The organism is Haladaptatus rarus (assembly GCF_054177585.1).
In genome coordinates, this window is the sequence record NZ_JBPEHG010000015.1 from 88,904 (window position 1) to 111,758 (window position 22,855).

The 22,855-nt window shown below is 59.2% G+C and carries 18 protein-coding genes; 5 read left to right on the forward strand and 13 right to left on the reverse strand.

The window, feature by feature from the left end; all coding sequences use genetic code 11:
• Positions 1-91 precede the first annotated feature (91 nt).
• Entirely contained in the window at positions 92-1,690 is a 1,599-nt protein-coding gene (locus ACR3FE_RS22740) for a class I adenylate-forming enzyme family protein (protein ID WP_458210040.1), read from the forward strand.
• A gap of 59 nt (positions 1,691-1,749) precedes the next feature.
• Here ACR3FE_RS22740 and ACR3FE_RS22745 read toward each other — a convergent pair whose 3' ends face one another.
• From ACR3FE_RS22745 to ACR3FE_RS22755, 3 genes are all read right to left on the reverse strand, one after another.
• Positions 1,750-2,559 carry a twin-arginine translocation signal domain-containing protein gene (locus tag ACR3FE_RS22745; RefSeq protein WP_458210041.1) on the reverse strand — a complete coding sequence of 270 codons (810 nt, stop codon included), beginning with the start codon at positions 2,557-2,559 and terminating at the stop codon, positions 1,750-1,752.
• A gap of 546 nt (positions 2,560-3,105) precedes the next feature.
• Positions 3,106-3,987 (reverse strand): universal stress protein, encoded by an 882-nt coding sequence (locus ACR3FE_RS22750; RefSeq protein ID WP_458210043.1) that lies wholly within the window; start codon positions 3,985-3,987, stop codon positions 3,106-3,108.
• Between the two features lie 118 nt (positions 3,988-4,105).
• Positions 4,106-5,431: a sodium:calcium antiporter gene (locus tag ACR3FE_RS22755; RefSeq protein WP_458210045.1), complete on the reverse strand. Its 1,326-nt coding sequence runs from the start codon at positions 5,429-5,431 to the stop codon at positions 4,106-4,108.
• A 333-nt stretch (positions 5,432-5,764) separates the two neighbouring features.
• Between ACR3FE_RS22755 and ACR3FE_RS22760 the strand changes: the two genes are divergently transcribed.
• Together ACR3FE_RS22760 and ACR3FE_RS22765 are read left to right on the forward strand one after the other, a co-directional pair.
• Positions 5,765-6,700, forward strand: coding sequence for an NAD-dependent epimerase/dehydratase family protein (locus tag ACR3FE_RS22760; RefSeq protein ID WP_458210047.1), 936 nt, complete (start codon positions 5,765-5,767; stop codon positions 6,698-6,700).
• A gap of 261 nt (positions 6,701-6,961) precedes the next feature.
• A complete protein-coding gene (locus ACR3FE_RS22765; protein ID WP_458210049.1) occupies positions 6,962-7,414 on the forward strand; it encodes a hypothetical protein in 453 nt (150 codons plus the stop codon).
• 470 nt (positions 7,415-7,884) lie between these two features.
• Here ACR3FE_RS22765 and ACR3FE_RS22770 read toward each other — a convergent pair whose 3' ends face one another.
• The 7 genes from ACR3FE_RS22770 to ACR3FE_RS22800 all read right to left on the reverse strand — a co-directional run bounded on the left by ACR3FE_RS22770 (position 7,885) and on the right by ACR3FE_RS22800 (position 17,188).
• Positions 7,885-9,288 carry a glucoamylase gene (locus ACR3FE_RS22770; protein ID WP_458210051.1) on the reverse strand — a complete coding sequence of 468 codons (1,404 nt, stop codon included), beginning with the start codon at positions 9,286-9,288 and terminating at the stop codon, positions 7,885-7,887.
• Positions 9,289-9,441: 153 nt separating this feature from the next.
• Positions 9,442-10,995: a SagB/ThcOx family dehydrogenase gene (locus ACR3FE_RS22775; RefSeq protein WP_458210052.1), complete on the reverse strand. Its 1,554-nt coding sequence runs from the start codon at positions 10,993-10,995 to the stop codon at positions 9,442-9,444.
• A gap of 72 nt (positions 10,996-11,067) precedes the next feature.
• Positions 11,068-11,466, reverse strand: a complete 399-nt coding sequence (locus ACR3FE_RS22780) for a DUF488 domain-containing protein (protein ID WP_458210054.1) — start codon at positions 11,464-11,466, stop codon at positions 11,068-11,070.
• 101 nt (positions 11,467-11,567) lie between these two features.
• Positions 11,568-13,013: an MATE family efflux transporter gene (locus tag ACR3FE_RS22785; RefSeq protein ID WP_458210056.1), complete on the reverse strand. Its 1,446-nt coding sequence runs from the start codon at positions 13,011-13,013 to the stop codon at positions 11,568-11,570.
• Between the two features lie 113 nt (positions 13,014-13,126).
• Entirely contained in the window at positions 13,127-13,426 is a 300-nt protein-coding gene (locus tag ACR3FE_RS22790) for a hypothetical protein (protein ID WP_458210057.1), read from the reverse strand.
• Between the two features lie 240 nt (positions 13,427-13,666).
• A complete protein-coding gene (locus tag ACR3FE_RS22795; RefSeq protein WP_458210058.1) occupies positions 13,667-14,956 on the reverse strand; it encodes a polysaccharide deacetylase family protein in 1,290 nt (429 codons plus the stop codon).
• Positions 14,957-15,478: 522 nt separating this feature from the next.
• Positions 15,479-17,188: a formate--tetrahydrofolate ligase gene (locus ACR3FE_RS22800; RefSeq protein WP_458210060.1), complete on the reverse strand. Its 1,710-nt coding sequence runs from the start codon at positions 17,186-17,188 to the stop codon at positions 15,479-15,481.
• A 144-nt stretch (positions 17,189-17,332) separates the two neighbouring features.
• Here ACR3FE_RS22800 and ACR3FE_RS22805 point away from each other — a divergent pair, with 144 nt between their 5' ends.
• Positions 17,333-17,620, forward strand: a complete 288-nt coding sequence (locus ACR3FE_RS22805; RefSeq protein ID WP_458210061.1) for a hypothetical protein — start codon at positions 17,333-17,335, stop codon at positions 17,618-17,620.
• A gap of 33 nt (positions 17,621-17,653) precedes the next feature.
• Here the strand turns inward: ACR3FE_RS22805 and ACR3FE_RS22810 are convergent, their stop codons facing one another.
• The gene (locus ACR3FE_RS22810; RefSeq protein WP_458210063.1) at positions 17,654-18,418 is read right to left on the reverse strand and encodes a geranylgeranylglyceryl/heptaprenylglyceryl phosphate synthase; all 765 of its coding nucleotides are present in this window, start codon (positions 18,416-18,418) and stop codon (positions 17,654-17,656) included.
• Positions 18,419-18,599: 181 nt separating this feature from the next.
• Positions 18,600-19,322, reverse strand: coding sequence for a fumarylacetoacetate hydrolase family protein (locus tag ACR3FE_RS22815; protein ID WP_458210065.1), 723 nt, complete (start codon positions 19,320-19,322; stop codon positions 18,600-18,602).
• Positions 19,323-19,453: 131 nt separating this feature from the next.
• Between ACR3FE_RS22815 and ACR3FE_RS22820 the strand changes: the two genes are divergently transcribed.
• Positions 19,454-20,620, forward strand: a complete 1,167-nt coding sequence (locus tag ACR3FE_RS22820; protein WP_458210067.1) for an NAD(P)/FAD-dependent oxidoreductase — start codon at positions 19,454-19,456, stop codon at positions 20,618-20,620.
• Between the two features lie 14 nt (positions 20,621-20,634).
• Here ACR3FE_RS22820 and ACR3FE_RS22825 read toward each other — a convergent pair whose 3' ends face one another.
• The gene (locus ACR3FE_RS22825; RefSeq protein ID WP_458210069.1) at positions 20,635-22,773 is read right to left on the reverse strand and encodes an outer membrane protein assembly factor BamB family protein; all 2,139 of its coding nucleotides are present in this window, start codon (positions 22,771-22,773) and stop codon (positions 20,635-20,637) included.
• Between the last annotated feature and the right edge of the window lie 82 nt (positions 22,774-22,855).

Consider the following 22,855-nt stretch of genomic DNA (forward strand, 5'->3'; position numbering starts at 1 on the left):
TGCGATTCGCCACCGAGCCGAACCTATGCGAAATGGTAACAAAAGGCGAAATATTTACGCCGTCCGATAAAGTTGACTCGAACGTCCATACATGAAGGTGGAAATGACGACGCTGGACTTCCTCGACCGCGCCGTCGATCTCTACGATGATGTGGTTGGTGTCATCGCAGACGACGGCACGGAATACACGTACGCAGAGTTCAACGACCGGGTAAATCAGCTGTCGAACGCATTGGCCGATTTCGGTATCGAACAGGGAGACCGCGTGGCGATGCTCGCCTCGAACACGCACTACTTCCTCGAAGCATTGTACGCGACCAACCAACTCGGTGCGGTCTACGTCCCGATGAACTACCGGCTCGTCCCAGACGACTACGAGTACATCCTCTCGGACTGTGAGGCATCGGTCGTCATCGCCGACTACGACTTCGCCGACAAGGTCGAACAGGTGCGTGACTCGATTCCAGCGGAGCACTTCGTCGGCTACGAGGCCGACCGAATCGATGGGGATTGGGTCGACTACATGACCCTCGTCGACGAAGCCTCTCCGGAACCGCCGGAACGACCGACCATCTCGGAGGACGACGACGCTAGCATCAACTACACCTCGGGGACGACCGGCGACCCGAAGGGTGTGGTCCGAACCCACAGAACCGAACACTGGCACGCACTCGTGCTCAACCAGCACATGGAGATCCGTGACGACGACACGTATCTGTGGACGCTCCCGATGTTCCACTGCAACGGCTGGGGGCATACGTACGCGATCACGGGCACCGGCGGGACACACGTCTGCCTGCGGCAGTTCACCCCGGAACGAACCGTAGAGAAGGTTCGTGAGTACGACGTCTCGTTCATGTGTGGCGCACCGACGGTTCTCAATCGCGTCATCGCGCATTACGAGAACGACCCGGATATCGAGACGACGGGCGACCGCGAGGTTCGCATCGCCACTGCAGGAAGCGCCCCCGCCACGGCGACCATCGAGACCATCGAAGACGATATCGACTGGCGCATCATCCACATCTACGGCCTGACCGAAACCGCGCCCATCATCACGACGTCGAACTCACCTCGCCGACTCGCCGAGCGTGGACGCTCGCTCAAGGTGAATCAGGGCAGCGAGACGCTCTGTACCGACGTTCGCGTCGTCGACGACGAGGGTAACGACGTCACCCCCGATGGCGAGTCGATGGGCGAGATCGTGGTCAAGGGCAACCAGGTGATGGATCGGTATCTCAACAAGCCCGAGGCGACCGAAGAGGCGTTCAACGACCGTCTGCCTGGCTACTTCCACACGGGCGACCTCGCCACCATCGACGAGGACGGGATGGTCTCTATCCAGGACAGGAAGAAAGACATCATCATCTCCGGCGGTGAGAACGTCTCCTCGATCGAGGTCGAAGACGTTCTCTACGACCACTCGGACATCGCCAAGGCGGCGGTCATCCCGACGCCGAGCGAGGAGTGGGGAGAGATGGTGACGGCCATCGTCGTCCCGAAACCGGATGCCGACGTATCGAAAGACGACGTAGAGGCGTTTTGCCGCGAGCGACTGGCCGGATACAAGATTCCGCGCCAGATTCTGATAGAGGACGACCTCCCCGAGACCGCGACCGGCAAGGTGCAAAAATACCAGCTCCGAGAAGAGTTCTGGGAGGACGAAGAGCGACTCATCGGTCAGGGATGAGTCGCTGAACTGGCGTCGAGCGCATCGTCACGGGTGCCCGATACACCCGCTCTCGTCCTTCATCGTCCCGCAAGACCGGGTGCGGTGAGCGCGATATCGTCGTAGTAGTACTGTTGGTCGACACCAGCGTTTCGACTGTTCACGATCACTTCCAGCAGCTGTGTGGACGCAGTGTACTCGCCGATAGTCTCGTCTGTCGTGAGGTGGAGGTCGTTGACGCTCCACTTCAGTTTGGCATCGTGCGTGCCGCCGACGAGCGCGGCTTCGACGTCGACCCAGCCACCTTCGGTCGGATTGATTCCGAGATCTTCCGGCAGGCCGAGCCAGCGCCATTCGCCGCCGTTCGATTGTACGAACAGTCGGAACCCGGCTTCGTCGGTGGCGCTCGCATCGCTGTCTTGGTATTCCATGACGGAGTACGCGGAGATGTCTCCGGTATCGTCTCCAGGGACGAGCCAGACTCCTGTTTGCTGCGCTACCGCATCGGTCTCCCACGATGGGTCGATGTAGAAGCGGTAGCTGAGACGTGAACCGTGACCTGCGCACCAGTCGTCACCGTCCGCAGCCTGGTACTTCTTACCCTGGTAGGCGTAGAAGCCGCTCGTCGGACCGCTCTCGTCGATGTCGATGTGAAGCCGATCGTCGCCATCGAACATGTTGGCCGCCCACATCTCCGGGGCGTAGCGGTCTAGTGTCCACCCGGGAGAGCTCGCGGTCATGGATGCCACGTCCGTGGGAGTGCTGAAATCGAGGTTGAACATCGAGTTCGGGGACGGTTTCGCGCTGACGACCGGAGTAACGAACCCAGCGAGTAGGGTCGCGCCGCTCATCTTGAGGAAGGTACGTCGAGTGTTGTTTATCTGAGTCATAACTGCACTTTAAAATTGGATGTTACACAATATAAATGTGTATCCTGTTAATATTATCTTACCGCATTTATAAACGTACTGATTAATTGCCAATGTCATGTGGTATCTAGCAACGAGAATGACCGCTCCTCCTCGTACCACTTAAAAATCGCCTCGCATCCCCACCGGAAACTGTTCTATTTTAGTTCCACTTTCTTTTAACGCAGGGAGAACGGTCACATTCGCCACCCAGAGACTGGACATCGTGCAAAGTGCTCATGACATGCCACACTTTCCTCCCTGCTCTGATCCTTCGAATCGCATCTCGTGTTCGGAGTTGAATCAACCCTATCCTTCGAGAAGGTGATCGATCACGTGGATTCTGATCCCTTATAAATCGCTTCTCATCCCCACCACCAGCTATTCGATTATCTCGTCCCATCTCGTGTATGCAGGGGGAAGATACAAACTCCCACCAGAGACCGTCGTGGTGTGCTGGCATTAACGACATCACGACACCACTCGTCTCCCTGCTTCCGCACCGACGATATCTTAGATCGGACAGTTCTAACGTTCTTGCTCACCAGTTACGACCAGTACAGGAACGTCGACAGTTCGGAGGATGCGCCCCGTGACGCTCCCGAGGTGCTGACCCGCGAGGTTCGACTGCCCTTCCGAAGCCATGACCACGAGGTCGATATCGTTCTCGTCGATATACTCCTGGATGGCGGTGTGGGTCATTCCCTGCACGACAGCCGACTGGATGTCGTCGCCCGTCTCCCCGATACGGTCTGCAAATCGGTCGGTCGCTTCGTGGCCCTGTTCTTCGCACCATTCGATGTACTCTCTCGACACGCCACCGGCATCGAACACTCCTGCCATCGCCTGCACGTCCACGACGTTGAGGATGTGGATCGGTGCACCGTACTGTCGGGCGATATCGCGTGCGAACGGCGCCGACCACTCTGCTGCCTTGCTCCCGTCGGTCGTGACGAGAATCTGTTCGTACGTCCTTCCCGTTTCGGCTTCGACATCTCCTTCGGGAATGGTCAGTACTGGCACGTCGGCTCGCCGTAGTACTCGCCCGGTGACGCTTCCGAGAAGTCGCGCTCCGAGTCCAGCGATACCCTGGCGTCCCATCACGATGAGGTCAGCATCGCGATCGTCTGCGAAGTCGGTGATCACCTTGGACGGTTTTCCTTCGATCAGGTGCCGCTCGCCGGTGACATCGAGACCGGTCGTGAACTCCATCACCTCGTCGAGGAGCTTCTCTCCGTGTTCGCTCGCAGCACGCATCGCTGCATCCTTGTTCCGCAGGAATGCCCCACCCTGGAGGACGTGGAGCATGTCGACGGACGCATCGGTGGCATTCGCGAGTTCGATGCCGAACTTCGCGGCACGCTTCGCACAATCACTGTCGTCTACCGCGACGAGAACTCGTTCGAACATTCTGGAGACTACCTCTATCTAGACCTTTTGCGTGCATCCGGATAAACGTAGTACGTCGATTTGAACAGCCCACCGAAATCCGATGGCTCGAATCTGGTCGCTGAGACAGATCGGGCGATCAGTCGGCGCGCTGTGGTCGTTCGTCGCTCGAAACTGCGTTGCTGACCGTCCCGACTGTTCGGCGGAGGAGGCGGCGGAAGGCCGTCCGTCGGAAGAAAAACAGCCCCAGACCGAGCACGATGTAGATGGCGCTGAAGGCGAGCAGGAGTTCGTAGGTCGAGAGCGGGAATGCGATGATCTCACGGATGATGAAGAATTCGAGGATCACCTGCGAGAGGAACAACACCAGCAACATGACCGCCTCACGACCCGATATCTCGAAGTTGACGAGGATGGACAGGGCGAAGAATGACTGTGCCGCAGTCAGCCATATCTCACCTGCTTGCTTCTGGTCGAACGCGAGCGTCCCGTACTGCCCGAGTGCGATGGAGTAGACGACGACGAGCGTCCCGATGAGGAGCGTCCACTGGTTCAGCTTCGAGGAGATGAGCGCGTTGAAGCCCGCCGTCGAGCGCGCTTTATTCACCAGATAGGCGACGACGATGAGTTCGGGTGACTCCGAGGCGAGTGGCGCGATCCACTGGATCATGAAGAAGGAGGGAACCCCGATGGATTTCCCGAGTTCTTCGAGCCCGTGAGCGAACGGCTCGACCGCGGTAAAGATCATCAGCCCAGAGTAGGCGAACAGGCCGATGACGACAGCGATGCGGCGTGGTCTCGGGAACGTTTGAAGGTACGCGGGCACACCGACGTGTGCTTCGCTATGTTCGACGTCACCGCGAAGGACGATACCGATGTACGCGACGTAGAGTCCGACGAGGAATATCGTATCGAAGATGTCGATCCCACCGTTCAGAGGAACGAAGAACGCCCACAGGGTCGCGGCGAACAGGAACGTGATCTCCAGAGACAGGTCGGGCTGGAGTGTAACAGCATCGGCGAGGAATCCATCCCGTTGTTTGACAGCTGTGTCCGATTTCGCTCGATGTCGATAGAGGGTGAACAGGGCGATCCCCGACCAGCCGATACCGATGAGGATCCGGTTGGCACCTGTCATGTTGGCAACCGCGAGATTACCTGCTTCGATGCCACGAGCAGTCCCAGAGAACTGGCCAGCGTTCCAGGCGTAAAGGGCGTCAACAGCGTATTCGGGGGCCACAGCGAGCACCGCTAGCACGGCGATTGCGAACGCGCGGGGAACGTCTTTTTCCGCGGTTTCAGCACCCCACGCAAGCAGGAAGGATGCGCCGAGAACAGCGATTCCACTCACGGCCACCGTCACGAGGGTACTGAAACCGTGCGTTGCGTTAGTTCCCCAGACGGCTACCCAGGGGGCTGTCAGGGCGAGAGCGACTGCGATAGCACCGAGTGATTGTCGTTTCATATATGTTCTCCACCTATCGTCAGTTCGTCAGTAGTGGTGTTTTGTTCATTCATATTACTATCGGTTGATGCGAGTAACCAATCGTACGAATCTGTCCCATGGTACTTGCTCGGAGCAGTTAAACCACAAGATAATCTCTTTTCAGCTGAATCTGCAGGAGAGACGGGCTAAGAGCGTCACATTCCGTTTTCGGCGGTAAATCACGATTTCCTCGTTTCACGCTCCTACGGTAGAGATTTCACCGCTCTGACGGTCAACGAGGTAGCGGGAGACCCCGTGGTAGACCACAATAGCAACGACCCTGCAGTCACCATCTGTTCGTGGTGACAGTAGATGGAACGTGAGAGCGACTCCCGCCTCGACTCCGAGACGAGCGTCTACTTGACCGGTGGGACTGGATTCATCGGCTCGCATTTTCGGAACACACTCGCCGAGCGCGACGTCACGGTCACTATACTGGCTCGCCCGGAGCGAACGCTCGATACGCGCCCGAACGAGCAGGTAGAGTGCGGTGACGTGACCGACCCGGATAGTTTCACCGTCGAAGGGCACGATGTCGTCGTCCACCTCGCAGGCGTGACGAACGTCGACGATGCCGTGTCGAATCCCCGCGAATCGTGGGCAGTCAACGCAGACGGAACCCTGAACGTCCTCGAATCGGCTCGGCGGAGTGAGGTCGACCGATTCTGCTACGCCAGTACTGCGAGTATCTACGGTTCACCGGAGTACCTGCCGATCGACGAAGCTCACCCGACGAACCCGACCGACCCCTACGGAGCGAGCAAGGGAGCCGGCGATGCGCTCGTCCGGTCGTATTCCTCGACGTACGGAATGGAAACCATCGTCGGTCGGATCTTCAACGCCTTCGGGCCAGGCCAGTCAGAAGCCAACGTCATCCCTACCATCGTCACGCAAGCGCGCACCGACGATTCGGTACGACTCGGTAATCTCTCGCCCTCACGGGATTTCATCTTCGTCGAAGACGTCGTCGATGCACTGATTACGTCGATCGAGAACGGCGATGCAGGGACGGCGTACAACATCGGTCGCGGGGAAGCGAGCACGATCGAGACGGTCGCTGAGACGGTCATCGGCCTTCTCGACCGTGACGTTTCGCTCGTCTCCACCGCGGAGCGTCAACGGTCGAAGAACGTCGAGATACCGCGACACGTCGCCGACATCAGTCGGCTTCAGGAGTTGGGCTGGTCTCCGGAGCACGATCTCACGTATGGCCTCCAGAAGATGATCGACCACTCGGCCACTGACTGATCGCGATTTCTGTAGTGGAACCCTCTGGCCATAGTAACGATCCGAATAAATCGGATGGGTGCTACGAGCAACAGGGAGACGGGGGAAGGATGTTTCACGAAACGAGTGGAGCACGGGGCACCATCCGATACCGTGGGTTCTCCCTGCATCACTGGATTTCGGTAGAGAATTTGAATAGATACTGGTCATCAGAACCATTTTTTCCTGTCAGTCTTCCGTCTGACGGGCTTTGAAGACAGCCTCTCACCAACGTGTGAGTGGATGTTGCGACGGACTCGTCATCGCCGGGAGTCGCTCGCACAGTGCTACGAGTCGACCCCGATATCGACACCGATACTGCCGACCATCGGTCTCGACGACCTGCGGTGGTTCGCCGTCACTCGTTCCCCGATCCATTTCGAAGATGGAGATATGCGACGAGACTACGGCTGGACGCGTGCCTTCCTCACCGCCGCGGTGGTCGTCGGTGCCCTCGCCGTCAGCGTCCGGCTGTTGCTGACCGGACTGTTCGTCACGTTCGTCACGTCAGATCTGCTCCTGGTCGCACTTTTCAACCTCTGTCTGAGCGTCTTCGTCGGCCGGTGGTTGCTGGTGCAGAAACTGTGCGGTCCAGCGAATCCGATTCCATCCGATTTCGGATGGGGTCGGTACAGAACGATCCTCCGGACGAATCGCCCCACCCGTCGGTCGTCGACCACTAACGACCGACTGTGATGACCTCGCTTTTCATTTCGTTCCGCTTTCCGACCGCGAGCGAGAGCTATTGTCGAACCTCGACGGTTGTATCCGCCATCAACCACTGGGTATCACTGTCGGCAGGATTTCGTATCTCGACCCAACCAGTCTCACAGAACAACATTTCACATTCTGCTTTTCGGGACATCACGCACCCCCGTTGGAGTCGAGTGCGGCCGTTCCATTCGTGGACAGCAACCGAACTGGGGTTTTCGTCAGGCTGGTCATGGGAATTTCTTCGAACGAACAGACACCGCAAACTGAGTTTGTAATGACCCGCCATCCGGAGAGTAAACACCGCCTACTACGGTTCACCTCCGTCCTCAGATTCGATTCTAGCGCAGGTTCGAAACCGCTATGAAAGACCGTTGCAGTCGGAACTAACGTCATGCAGTCAGACGATTTAACGAATCGTTAAGTGCCCTCGAAACGAGGCGTGGCCGTTTCTCCTACGATTGAGTGGCTTCGTCACCGTCGAGCGCTGCTCGTCGGCGAATCGATGCCGTGAGAAACTCGGCGTGGCACCACGCCAGCGGATTTGCAAAGGAGACGACGTTCGCCGTCTCGATCTCGTCGGCGATGGCGTCGTACGAGTTTTTCATGTGACTCAGTTCCTCGACGACCCGGTCGAAGGGGATATCCCGAAGAACGGCGTCGTCGAACTCCTTTTCGTAATCCAGTCCGGTCTGCCACTCCTTTTCGACGAACGATTCGAATCGTTCTGCGGTCGTGAGATGTTCGGGAATGTACCCTCGCTCGTCGGCGTGGCCAGCAATCGTCGCAAGGATGGCGTCACCCCGGTCGACCTCTCCCTGTTCGAACCGGTACTGAGCTTGCCACGCGGTGTACTGCATCCACGGGCCGTTTCCACCGTGCTGATGAACGTCGAAGTCCCCGTACAGTCCCTGAAATCGCTGGAGACCGCCGAGCTCTGGGTCGGTGAGTGACGATACAGCACGCTCGACAGCGTGCGCGACACTGTCACCGAACAGGTCGTCGAGGCCGAAGTAGGAGGGTGCGAACAGGGTGATATCGGGACGCTCGTCGAGGTTTCCGTCCGGCGTGTACCGCCGGGGAACGGTCGTCCTCCCGGCAAACGCGCGTTCGACCCCCTGTTCGAGGGTCGGGCGGAACGACTCGACAGCCGTACGAAGTGCTCCCGAATCGGGAAGCGAATCGGCCACGTCCAGCGCCGCTCTGAGTGCGGCGACGAACACACAGTTGACCCAGAGCGTGTAGCCGGACTCGATTCGCCCTTCGTGGATGCTCGTGGTACTTTCGACGAGGTGGGCGTTCGGGTCGTACAGCACTTCGTGAGTGTGCTCGACCGCATCGGTCAGGGCATCGCGGATCGCCAGCAGGAACGATTCGTCCACAGTGTCGAGTGCGTCGGTTTCGGTGAGCGCCACGATGGCGTGACACAGGATTCGAATCCCGTGGCCGACGTTGTCCTCCTGATGGTAGAGCGCCCGCTCGGTTCCGTCGAGCGCATACCGCTGGTACCACTGCCGGTCGTCCTGTGCGGCGAGCATGAACCTCGCAGCGTCCACGATACGGGACCGACACTCGTCGGGACGAATACCTGCTTCGAGTGCTGCCAGCCACGCACGCGTGATGGACGCGATATCTCGCGGATAGGCATAGGGATATCTGTTATCCGGAAAGCTGGCAAGAGGTACCGCACCATCGCACTCTGCTTCGGAGACGAGGTCGTCTACTATGTCGAGATGAAACGCCGGATCGTCGAAGTCGTCCGGTCGGTCTGTCGCTGCCGAGTTCTGCGAACCATGATCACTGCTCGTCTTGCTGGATTCGTGTGACTCCCTCTGTTCGTCTGAGTCGTTCGTTGTCATACTTCGTCGAGATCGTTTACTGTCATCGTCGTTCACTGGAGTTAGTTGCGTTCTGGTGACCGCGTCGGTCGAGTCGAACGAGTTCGTCTGTGTGTCGAAGCAGGTCAAAGGCTCTGGCCGTCTCGCGACGACCCCTCGTGCCGAATGCTAGTCTCAGGCTGGACGACCGAGGGTGTAGAGGAACATCGGCGTCTGTCCGGCAGCACGAGGTGAGAGGAACTCGGTGACGAGGTCGTCGTAGAATGTCAGCCCGGTACCACCGAGGTCGCGGTGAGCGTAGGTGCCAAGATAGAGCTTGCCAGCGGTGAGTGCAGCTTCGAGTTGAGCGACGCGGTATCCTCGGTTGCCGAATCGGTCTGTAATCGCGTCCACGTCTGCCAGAAAGTAGGCGCAAACCGCTGCATCTGCACCGAGTCGCTGGTCGAGCGCGAGGTGTCCAGCCTCCTTTCGGCACGAGCCTGTTCGAAGCTGTTCGAGTTCGCCAGCGTCCGGGTGGTAGTGGTACGCGCCGGACTCGACCCCGTCGATACCGTTGACCAGCAAGTAACAATCGGTGTACTGGAGCGCGGGGCCATCGTCACTTCGAACGTCGAGTTGCACCCCACTCACGGCCTGGTCGAGGATGGTAGATACCTTCCGGAAGTTCAACTCGTCACGGACGAACTCCCGACAGGAACCACGTCGGGTTATCGTCTCGTGGAGGGGAACTTTGGAGGCTCGTTCGGGGCCGACGGGTGCAAGTGATACTCGTTCGCCGTCTCCAGCAGGGCGGGTCAGTGACTCCTCAGCCTCGTGGTTGCGCCAGTCTTCGACTGCACCACCGTCCGGGAGTGAGGAGCCGACGTATGCCTCGTGGATGAGTGGGTGGTCGACGACGTGATCCGAGAGCGGTTCGGTTGCGGGGTCGATCGCAGAGACCGACGACGACTCGGGAGCGGATGCCCCAGTTCCGATAGGAACGAGTTCCAGTGGTGCTTCTTCAGCGGTATCGAGCCCGAGTAGTGTGGCCACCTGCTCGTCTGCGAAGCCAGTGACGACCGTGGTCGGGAGTTCGAGCGCGTGGGAGACCGTCGTAAGATTGGACAATACGGTTCCGGAGTCCCAGAAGGCGTGGCGATAGGTTCTGTCACCGTACTTCCAGGCGTTTCGCCACCACGTCGAGGTGGCGACGATAGTGACTGGCGCGTCGGTAACGTGCGGTTCGTCTCCACTCGCTTCGGCGAGGACTCCTCGGAAATCGCCTTCACGGAGGATATCGAGTGAGAGCGTTCTCGGATCGAAGTGATACACGCCAGCATCGAGTCCGCCCACATCCCCGCCGACGACGGGATAGAGGTCGATATGATAGAGCTTTCCGGTGCACGAGGCTGCTCGGTACAGCGCCTTGTCACGTCGAAGGGGGGAGCGTCCCGGAATCGGAAGTTCCCGCGTGATCCCTGCCGAATAGTAACAGAGCTGGGTGAGGATTTCGCGGTCGATGGGCAGCGTCACTAACCCCGCTTCGTCCGAGACTGCCCACCGGAGGGCTGTGAGCGTCGGCATCTGCGGTGGTCGAACCGTGTGTTCGAGGTCGACTCGGGGGAGATCGGTGTACGTCTTGTACGGCGTCGGTTTATTCTCCCAATCCAGTTGACCACCACCTCGCACACTCCTCGGTGAATGTTTCGTCCGTTCGTGATACTCGTCCGCACCGACTCCGTGAGACATGGGGTAGGATAGCATCGTCCGAGTAATAAGGGTCGGTGCTCGACCGACCCGACTACGCTCGAATTCCCGATATCACTCGTCGGTCAGTTCGTCGACGAGCAGCGTTCGGTGACAGCGTTTCTGTTCGATATTCTCGTAACAGACGAGATAGATCGGTCGGTTCCGGGCTTCGTCTCGAAGGTCGTCCATCACTGCTTTCGCTTCGTCGCTCGTCCGAAGGTGGTCACGATATCGACGCTCGAATCCGAGATCGTCCCACGCTCGCTCGTGTCCGACCTGGTCGGCCAGTTCTTTGAACTCGTCGAGAAGCGATTCCGGCGGGGCGACCGCCGGAAGATTGTCGTCGATCTCGCCCCACAACCACGGAAGCGGTTTTCTCACCACCCCGTAGACGACCGCGTTTTCGGGAACGGTAACGTGGTCGTGTTGGAGGGCGGCGAGATACGTGTGGTGCAGGTCGAGTTCGCTCATCGGTTCGGGCTCGTGGATTCCGGTACGTGTGCCGAGAATTGTCGTCACATGCCTTCAATCTGTGCTATCACCTATCGCTTCGTACTGACCAGACTCCCATCCTAATCGTCGGCGACGGCGTCACCAGGCCGGAACTCCCGACTGATGGTTTTCCACTTGCCGGTCGAGAACCGGTGATAGTTGATGACCGCCGGGACGGTCGTCTCGGCGAGGAAGGACAGATACAATCCCACGATTCCGAGCGATGTCGTCGCACCGAGATACGCGACCGGTATCGCACAGCCGAACATCCCGATCACCTGGCTGTAGAACGGCCAATGTGTGTCCCCGCTAGCGTCGAGTGGCCCTGCGGCAGCTCCCTTGATGCCCTGTGTTACGACGGCCGCACACGCTGCGTAGACGAGGGCAATCGCAATCGGTACCGAGGGGTCTGTCGACTCGCCGACGAACAAAAGAACCGCTGGTTTCGCCAGCAAGAACACGACGACTGCCGCGACGGCGTGTGTCGCCACCGAGAAGACGATGACGTCGCGTGCGTATCTTTCAGCAGCGAGTTCGTCACCGCCCCCGAGTTCTTGACCTACCAGACTGCTCGACGCGAGTCCGAAGCCCCACCCCGGCGTGTTCATCAATCCCCAGATACGGCGACTGATGACGTAGGCTGCGACCACGGTCGGGCCGAACAGTGCGACGATGGCGAGCATCGGGAACTTGGCGACTGTCCACACCAGATTCCGCCCGACGACCGGCAGTCCGATACGGACGAGATGGCGTATCGTCTCGATGTCGACGTACGAATCGAAGAGCCGCATTTGAATCGGCAGCTCGCCTGCCCACGGAAGCCGACCCACCACGAGCCCGGTGGCGAACACACCTGTCACGAGCACGTTCGCGAGAACCGTCCCCAGTGCAGCGCCGGCGACTCCCATCTCGAATCCGAAGACGAACACGGCGCTGAGAACGATGTTCGTGAGGGCACCTCCTGCACGCACCAGCATCGGCGTCCACGCGTCGTCGGCACCGATGTAGATACGGCTGCCGATGAGATTGAGTCCGGCAAACGGGACGCCGAATGCGAGTATCCGAAGGTACGACGCGCCGAATTCGATCGCTGCCGTATCGTCGGTCATCACGGAGACGAGTGTCGCCGGAAAGAGTCCGAAGATAGCCGCAACGGGAACGGATACTGCGATCACGAGGGCCACGCTCGACCGAACCGCCTGTCCGAGTTCGTCGTCCGCATTCGCGCCGAATCGCTGCGAGACGAGCGCGATGGTGCCACCAGCGATGCCACCACCGAGTGAGAACGCGATTCCCCAGTACGGTGTTGCGAACCCGACGCCAGCGATGGCGACCGGCCCCAGGGCGATGCCGACGAAGGCAACGTCGACCGCATTTTTCGACATGCGCGCCAGTCCGGTGACGATGCGCGGCCACGCGAGGTCGGTCGTTCGACGAACGCTCTTCTGGCCGATGAGACCAACGCGGGAGAGCGAAAGCCCGATGGCCAGGATGAGAAGCCGGACGGGATTCGGGAATCGGGGCACGAGCCTACATGTTTCGAATCGAAAGTATAGTCCTTTCGATATTCACTAGCTGAGGATAGAAAGTCGTCTATCGAAGTTCAGATTCGAAGACGGATTTAACAGTTCGAGGACGGTCAGGGTGACGACGTTTCCACGAGCGAGGTGAACGTCGTCGGATCCTCCCACAGTTCACGCAACGTCGCTGCCGCCAGATATCGGGTCGGGGCGGCAACCCACTCGGTCGTCGAGCGACTGTCTGCTGGAGGCGCGGACGGCTGGAACCACCAGGCGACGTACCGACCATCGGCCAATCTTGCGGTCGGAAACATCTGGTCTTTCACGGAAACGTCGACGCGGGAGTCCGGGTCGACGGTCGGCGCGTCCTCGGGCGAGTCTGCTACCAACACCTCGATGTGGACTGCCCGGTCGGACAACTCGGTTCACCTCCGTTTTTCGACCCGGTTTCCGTGATTCGAGGGAGGGTCGTGGATTCCATACGATGGCAATCAGTACACTGGTACATGAATGTCCGTCAGACACGTGCCCGACGATCACCGAGTAGTGATTCTCGACACTGGCCGTTTCACCACGAAAAACGCGCCGATTCTGTGAGTGAGAGTGGCGCTTCCTCGAGGATTGTGTCCGAAAAATGAAGATTCGACCCACTTTATGGACTAAACCAGTAGTCCATTCTCTTTCAGATCGGAGATACTGACGACATCGACGTTGCTCTTTTTGATGTAATCCAGGACGGATTTGAACTTCTGTTTCGGGAATCCGTCGCCGCCGATCTCGTGGAACAACAACACCGATAGCTGGTTGTACCGAGCGGCGTGGTCAATCGCGTTCTTCGTCATCTGCATGTCGCTATCGCCGTAGATGCGTGAGATGAGGGTGTCCTTCTGGATAGCCGGGAGGGCGTTCGGGGACGCTCCGAACGTGAGCGACAGGTCGAAATGTTTCTGTGCGAGGTCGAACGTGTTCTTTCCGACGACGTTCTTCGGGACGGCCATGTACTTGTGGCCCGAGTAGCCGTACTTCTTCAGCCAACTCTTCGCATCCGTCATCAGCTTCTCCTGCTCTTTCGGTGGGCGCTGGTCTAACGGTGTCGCACGGGTGTTCGGATGGGCGATCATATCCCATCCGTTCTGCGTCATCTTCCGCATCTGGGTTTGCGTGAGGAAGCCATCCTGATAGACCGCGTCGGTGATGATCGCCTCCACGCCGGGGTATCCGTACCCCTTCATCATCTTGTATGCGTTCGTGAAGTGGGATTCGAGGCCATCGTCGAACGAGAGCATCACTTTTCCTTTCTTCGGCGTGGGTACCGTCTTCAGGTCGTCGACGTAGAACTCGATGGGTTTGGTCGAGTTGGTGTCCACCGGACGACCCGTGATGCGGATCTCGTACACTTTCGATAGATCGATGGTCTTCGGGCGCTGGTCGCTCGTGACACCGAGGTTGATACGCACCCACTTGCCTTTCGGTCCGTAGAGCGTGCGCTTCATCTCGACGATGTGACCTCGGTCGGGGGCGAACAACTGGAGGGAAATCTTGGAGTACTGATGCGACGTGCATTTGTACATGAGCGAGAAGTTCTTCCCGCTCAAATCGACCGGATTTCCGCCGAAGTTCGCGCGGAATATCTTGCCTTCCTTCGTCTGCTTGCTCCCGAGGATGTGGGCGGCTTTCGACCCCTGGTAGGCTTTCGAACTCGATTTCAGGGTGCCTTGCCGGTCTATCGCGTGCCACTTTTTGAGTGTCTCGAAATCCTCGAAGGTCTGTGGTTCGGACGACCCGCCTTTCGTTTTCTTCTGGGTCGTCGAGGAGGGAGTCCCGTTCGAGGAGGTCCCTCCGGGTGTGGTGGAGGTTTCGGATCGACTCGAAGGAGTGAGTTCGGTACAGCCAGCAACACCGGCCACACCGACGGTCGCGAGGAACGTTCTCCGAGTTTGTCGTTTCATCGCACGTGAATGGATATCGTCCTACGTACTTTCCTATGGAGAGCCTAAAGCCCGGTCTTGGAGGAAATTGACAACGTGTTTCTCGTTTTTTCCGTCGAGTTGAAAGTAGTGAGAGGCGGGCCGAGACGGCCCTCTTGGTCAGTATCGATTGTGTAGCCCCCCTTCCGACCTTCCTTCCATCCAACTCGAAGCTGTTTCTCCACGACGCTCGGCCACCGCGGTGAGTGGAACTGTCGCACGGTTCGCGTATCAAAGAAGGAGTCGATCCGATCAAAAATGTGGACAGATAGAGGCGGACTGCGCACTATCCGTGGATGTGGGCACCACAGACCGGACAGGCTCGGCTCTCGTCGAGATCGCTTCCCGTCCCTGTCCACCCGCATTCCGGGCATTGATGTGGATTCGTCATCCTATTTGGCCACTTGCAACCCTACCCAGTTAACGTTATTCCCGGCCTCAGAGAGATATCGCAACGTATGGCGAAACGGAAACAGATAGAAGTGAGGAACGTTCAGTGTTCGTTCAGAACAGACCGTGGACGGTTCCGTCTTCGTCCACGTCGACTGCCTCTGCCGCCGGTTCCGAGGGGAGACCGGGCATCGTCAGCACGTTCCCGGTGAGTGCAACGACGAATCCCGCTCCAGCGGACGGATAGAGTTCGCGCACCGTCAGCGTCCAGTCGGTGGGCGCACCTTTCTTCGCGGCATCGTCGGTCACCGAATGTGGCGTCTTCGAGATGCAGACCGGAAGGTCGCCGAGATCGATGGACTCGATGTGCTCGATGTCCTTTCGCGCGTCGGTCGTGTACTCGACGCCGCTTGCACCGTAGACCTGGGTCGCGACGGTCTCGATTTTCTCCTCCAGCGACTGGTCGAGATCGTAAATCGGCGCGTAGTCCGACCCTTCTTTCGCCTGTTCCCGAACGGTTCGGGCCAGTTCGAGACCACCCTCGCCTCCGCGGGCGTGAACGTCGGAGATGGCGACTGGGTACCCACGCGACTCGCAGCCATCGATGATCGCGTCGATCTCGTCCGAGTCGTCGTCGGCGAAGTGATTGATGGCGACGACGAAGGGGACGCCGAAGGTTTCGATGGTCTGGACGTGCCGGTCGAGATTCTCGAATCCGGCTTCGAGTTCCTCGATACCGGCATCCTCGATCGCGTCGTAATCGACCGGCCACTGGCCGAGACCGTGGTATTTCAGGTCGCGGGCCGAGACCACGAGAACCGCCACGTCGGGTGCGATTGCCTCGTCAGCTCGGGCGACGATGTCGGCGAACTTTTCGAAGCCAAGATCGGCACCGAAGCCAGCTTCGGTGACGAGGAAGTCGCTCGACGCCAGTGCGATGTCGTCGGCGATCCGCGTGTTGGTTCCAGTTGCGATGTTGGCGAAGGGGCCACCGTGAACGAACGCTGGCGATCCCTCGATGGTCTGGACGAGATTCGGGCGAAGCGCATCTTTCAGGAGTGTCGCCATCGCTCCGGCGGCGTTCAGGTCGCCTGCGGTGACGGGATGGCCGGTTTCGTCGTAGGCGACGATGACGCGGCGAAGTCGGTCTTTCAGGTCGCCGAGATCCTCGGCGAGACAGAGGATCGCCATCAGTTCGGAGGCCGCGGTGATGACGTGGCCATCCTCACGCGGTGGCCCGTTCGCGCTCCCGCCGAGACCGACCGTCGTCTCGCGCAGGGCTCGGTCGTTCATGTCCACCGTTCGCGGCCACGACACCGACGAAACGTCGATGTTCAGTTCGTTTCCGTGATGGATGTGTGCGTCGAGCATCGCGGAGAGGAGGTTGTGCGCGGCCGATATCGCCGGAATATCGCCAGTGAACTGGAGGTTGATGTCCTCCATCGGAAGCACCTGCGAATAGCCACCGCCAGCCGCACCGCCCTTGATACCGAACACGGGACCCAGCGACGGCTCGCGGACGGCGACACTGGTGTCTTCTCCGAGTCGGTGCAATGCCTGAGCTAACCCGACGGTCGTGACGGTTTTGCCCGCGCCTTTCGGTGTGGGTGTCATCGCGGTTACGACGACCGTCGTTCCGCGTTCGTCCGCGCGGAGCAGCCGATGGGTCGCTTCGAGTGTGAGTTTGGCTTTGGTGTCGCCATACAGTTCGATATCGTCGCGTGAAAGGCCGATATCGGCCGCTACGTCGTCGATGGCGCGGAGAGTACTCTCTCTCGCGATTTCGAGGTCACTCGGTACTTTCATCGTTAGTTCCTGGCTCATGATGCTCTCTGATAGAATTTAGTGCCGCTAGCAGTATCAATCGCTCCCGCGATTCCCGATCGGTGAGAATTTCTCAGATCGATGGTTCTCATCAGGTTCACCCATAGACTTTTCATTCGATTCCCCAGTAATCGTGGTAAAGCCGTGAGAATCGTAGATATCCAACACTACGCCGCGAAGGTCGCCGTGTATGCGACAGTGGCGACGATACTCCTCTTCGGTGGCGGCGGAATCCACTATCTATCGACCACGAAGAACCTCACAGAGCCTGGGTCGCTCGCTATCTTCGGTTGGGCCAGAGTCACGTTCGCCGTGACGCTCCTCTCGCTCGCCATCTACCTCGGCACCAAATTATACTACTACTGGCAGGAGAAGCGTTCACCCACAGAATCACGGTCGATAACCAAATTTCGGGAAAACGGCCCGCGATGATCTGTTGGTGACTATCCTCTGTCGAATCCGAGATTACGAAGGAATCGTCTCCAGGAATCGCTCGGGGTCGTCGTGGAAGCAGTCTCCCACGACGACGGCGTCCGCCCCTGCGTCCAAGATCTCCTTCGTTCGCCGTTTGCTGTCGATGCCACCGCCGTAGAGGAACACCGTGTCGTCGAGGTGTTTCGCCGCCGCTGCAACGTCCTCGGGGCCGCCGTAGATTCCGGAGTATTCGAGATAGAAGACGGGAAAGCCGTAGAAGGACTCGGTCGCCAACGCCGCACCAGCTACCTCCTTGCTCGAATAAGGCTCCTCAACGCCGGAGACCTTCGCAGCTGTCGATTCTACGTTCTGGATCACGTACCCTTCGCCGACGATCTTGTCCGCCATTCGTGAGACAGCATCGAGACCTTTCGCCGCGATCAAATCACCGAGGATGGGTACACCTGTTCCGAGGAGTTCGTCCGGTTTGTTTCCGACTTCGGTGAAGAGGCTCACGTGCTTTCCGACGAAATGCTCTCTGTCACCGTTGTAGACCGCCGGAATGGCGAGATGATCCGACGCTTCTATCGTGTCTTTCGATACGTGGTTCGACCGATACGGTTCCTGCAAGACCGGCTTCTCCGGAAAACGTCGCTTTATCGTCTGAATCGTATCGAGCGTATTCTTTGCAGTAACCCCGTCGGAGCCCCCGACGATCACCGCGTCCGTCCGTTCGAGGATTCCCAGATTCGAAGGCAACTCCTTCGCTGGGTCGGCCTTCGTGACGTGAGTGATATCGTCCCAGTGTAGTTTCATATGTATTCCAGTGAGAGAACTGATTAAATATTTTATATCTCGTAACTGATCCCGATGTCGACGCGGACGTATCATAACTCCCTCACGATCGTTCTCTATCGCTCGACTCCGTTTCGTCGGTTCCAGGGAAATAGGTGTCTATCCCCCCCACTCGGTGGTCTATCTGCCCGTCTTTACCCGATCACTCCTTCTCGTCGGTGATCGTATTCCGCAGGGTTCCGATCCCTTCGTACCATATCGCTACGTCCTGACCGGGACGAACGAGACCGGGGTTAGCTGGACTTCCGAACGAGACGACGTCGCCCGGTTGGAACGTGTACCGTTCCGAGAGAAAGGAGACGACCTCACGCGGGGAAAAGATCATCTGCGAGGTGTTCGCTTCCTGTCGGCGCTCGCCGCCGACGTGCGTCGTCATATCGAGGTCATCCGGTTCGAGGTTCGTTTCGATCCACGGGCCCAGCGGTCCCGAGCCGTCGAACGCTTTCCGGGCGGTTCGCCCGTCCTGGTCGAGTGCGTCGAGGTCGTTCAGAATGGTGTAGCCACGAACAGCGTCGTCGACCTCGTCGATAGCGAGGTTCGAACACCGTTCGTCGACGACGGCGGCGAGTTCGCCAGCGTACGTCAGTTCCTCCGTCCACGACGGGTATGGTATCGTCGCCTCGTGCGGACGAACCGAGACGGGGGGTTTGATGAACCAGTCGGGGCGCTCCGGTCGGTCGTACCCCATCTGGTCGTTCGTCGCCGCGTAGTTTCGACCGACGCAGTACATCGCCGACGGTTCGCAGGGGGCGAGTAGTTCCGCGTCGTCGCCGACGGTGTACGATTCGCCGTCGATATCCACCGTTCCGTCCTCGTATTCACCGGCCGCCACGCCATCCGCGGTTCGAATCCGTGCCAGACGCATACGTCGAGGGACTCGTAGCAGGTGTCTATCTCTTTCGATGGCGTCGACGCTTCGTTCTCCCTTCCCTGCGGTAGTACATTCTCCCACCCGTAGCGTTTTGTTCCACCTCTCCGAGTGTCCGAGTAGCATCCATGCCGACCAATACCGACCGCGTCGTCGTCGTGGGAGCGGGCGTCTCGGGCCTCGCTGTCGCCCGCGAACTCGCACCCGACCACGAGGTGATCGTTCTCGACAAAGGTGGTGTCGCCGCAGACACTTCCTCCCGTGCGTCCGGGATGATCTCGCTTTCGCTCGAACCGTTCCCGGAAGAGTGGGCTTCGTTCGCCTTATCGCAGTTCCGCGACCTCGACGGCCAGGGCGTCTTCTCGTTCAGAGACCGTGAGACGGTTCGCCTCGTCCCCGAGGCGAACGCCGATCTGTACACCGACCAGGCTCCCGAGGGAGGAGAGTTTCTCACCCGACCCGAACTGGAACGCAGATATCCCGACTCGTTCGGCGACCTCTCCGCCTACGGCGGTGGCCTCGTTTACGATGGTACCGGTTCCCTCGACGCGCTCGACTATGCGATGACGTTGAAATGGGCCGCAGAACGGGAGGGTGCTGGCGTCTTCCGCGACCACGAAGTCACTGGCATCCGAGTCGAAGACGGGTCAGTGGTCGGAGTCGAAACGGAGTACGGTCCTATCGACGCCGACTACGTCGTCTACGCAACAGGATGGAAGACCCGCGACCTCCTCGCCGACTACGTCGAACTGCCGGTGCGACCACTCCGCTGGAACGCTGTGGTCGTTGAACCGGACAACCCGCTCCCGGACGGTTGTCCGATGGGCTCCGAACCGACGATGCGGGTCTACTGGCGGACGACTCGCCGGGGTGACCTGCTCGTGGGTGGGAACGAACACCTCCTCGCCGACCCCGAAGGCACACCGATGGGCGTTCAGGAATCGTTCCGCGAACGTGTCGTGGAGGACGTCGAACCGCTGCTCGACGGGGTCGCTGGAGGAACCATCCGCCGGGAAGATTGTTGTCCGACTGCAGACTGCGCCTCACCCGACGGCCTTCCCATCATCGATGCCCCCAGGGAGACACCGGATGGACTCGTAGTCGTCACCGGGCTTCACGGGCGTGGCGTCATGCTCTCGCCTGTGACTGGTCGCGCAGTCCGATCGCTGGTCACCGGCGAGGAGCCACCGTTCCCGATGGAAGCGTTCCGACTCGACCGGTTCGACGACCGGTCGGCGGAGTTCGAATATCGGAGTCACTGGGGTGCAGGCGCGGGTGACTCATCGACTGAGTGAGAAGTCACTCCAAGCTACACTCGAAACATCGCCCACCGAAGCATATCGTCGAACTTCACGACCGACTGATACCGGTCGTCGGGGTCGTCGGCCATCGCTTTCGAGAGAACTGCCGCCAGTTCTGGTGAGCGATCCACGTCGATTTCGGTCGTCGGAGTCTCGTCGGATTCGTCTCCAGCGATTACGGTGGCGGCGATTGCACCCAATCGATACACATCTGTTCGCTCGTCCACCGTCCCGCCAGTGATCTGTTCGGGCGCGTCGAACGGTGACGGTGAACGATGCTCGGTGAGCATGGAACCGAGTTCCCAGTCGCTTACGCGGGCAGTATCGTCGTCGAGAAGGATCGATGCGGGTGTGAGTCCACCGTGGACGATTCCATCCTGGTGTGCCCGGTGAACCGTCATATTCGCGGCAGACAGTGCGTCGATTCGCTTTTCGAGTGACTTGTTGCACCCCGCGAGCGATCCATCCTCGCAATCCGGTAGTTCGACCCACTCGTCGCTGTGGTCGAGGACTGGAACGACGCCTCGCCGGTCACTCAGGTCGGCCCAGCGTTCGATTGCGGTCTGGAACTGTTCGGAGAGGCTTGGGTCGGTCAACCGCTTTTCGATGACGGTACGTGGGCCGTCGTCGGTACGTCGTCTGACGCGGCACGTTTCGGTGACTTCGTCGGCATCGAGGACTTCGAGGCGACCGTACTCCAACTCTGGTTCCGGTTCGGTAGCTGCTTCGATATCGGAATCTGGCTCGATATCTGATTCTGCGTCCGAATCAGCCTCGATGGCGGTCGGTTCCGCAGTTTCGTTCAGTTGCCGGTACACCGCCATCGCGCCGGTTCCAACGAGGATTCCGGAGAGGGCGAGACCAGTGCCTGAGGTGAGAAACCCGGCCGTCTCGTCGACGAATGTCGCGAGGGCCGACTTCGCGTGGTCGAACCCGTACAACGCTTTTTTAGAGCCCAGGACGACGTGTTTCTCACCCACCACCGCCGAAGTCATCTCCTCACTTGTCTCGTACGTCCAGCGGATACTGCCGTCGTCGGTGGAGAGCGCATAGAATCCGTCGTAACCGATGACGTACGCGACGTCATCCTTCACGTCTCCCCACCAGTGCATTCGACCACGGCCTGCGAACTCGCGTGACCATCGCTTCGACCCGTCGTCGAGATTCACAGCGTGGAAGACACCTTCAGCCGTTTTCACGAAGAATGCCCCATCTGTAACGACGGGAGATACTCCTCCCGACCCTGCTTCCCCGTACGTCCAGCGTGTCGTTCCATCGCGGATGTCGATCGCTCTGAGACGAGATTCGTCCCATAGATACAACGATTCCTCATCGAGAATGGGTTCTCCGTACCCTGATACCGAGGAAGACCACGCAATCCTGCCATCTGAAGTAGAGAGTGCGTATATCTGCGAACGAGTGATGTAGTATGCGTGCTCGTCGTCGGCCACCCTCACGAACCCTCGGTGGGATTCCTGCGGATTGATCCACCACGACTCCGTCCCCTTTTCGCTCGATAGCGCGTAGACGCCTTCTCTTGCGCTCACGTACACTGTCTCTCCGGCAGGAACGGGATGGGCAAATCTTTCGTCGTCCGTCGCAAACGTCCACGCTCGGTTCCCGGAAACGGCGTCGATAGCGACCAGTCCGGAGTCGTGGGGGAGAAACACCGTCCCATCTTCGATCCGTGGGAGCGGAAAATTGGTGGAGATTACCGATTCACGCCACAATTCCTTCCCGGTGGCTGCGTTGATTGCGATGAGATTCCACTGGTCGCTTCTCTCGTCGGTGTCAGTGTCGGCAATGACGTACAGTGTTCCGTCGACGACATCTCTCGGTAGTAGCGGCGTCGGAGCGTCGAACGACCATCGGATCTCACCGGACACCACGTCCAGTGCGTAGACCAAACCCTTCTGGCCCTCGATCGGGTCATGATCGGAAAATCCGGCGGCGAACACCGTTCCACGAGTGATCGAAACAGGCCGGAAATAGTGGCTGTTCGGCGGGTTCGTCGTCCACTTCGGCTCTGTCCCGCCCGTAACCGATTCGGTCGTTGACTTTACAGATCCGACGACCACGGACGAACCGACCGTTCCCGATGCGGTGAGGAAGCCACGTCTGGAGAGCGAGGAGAGCGAGAGCTTCATAACCACATCGACACCCGTGATTCATTTATATTTAACTACATGAATGAGTATCAGAAAGAATTTGTTCGCTCGGTTGACAATC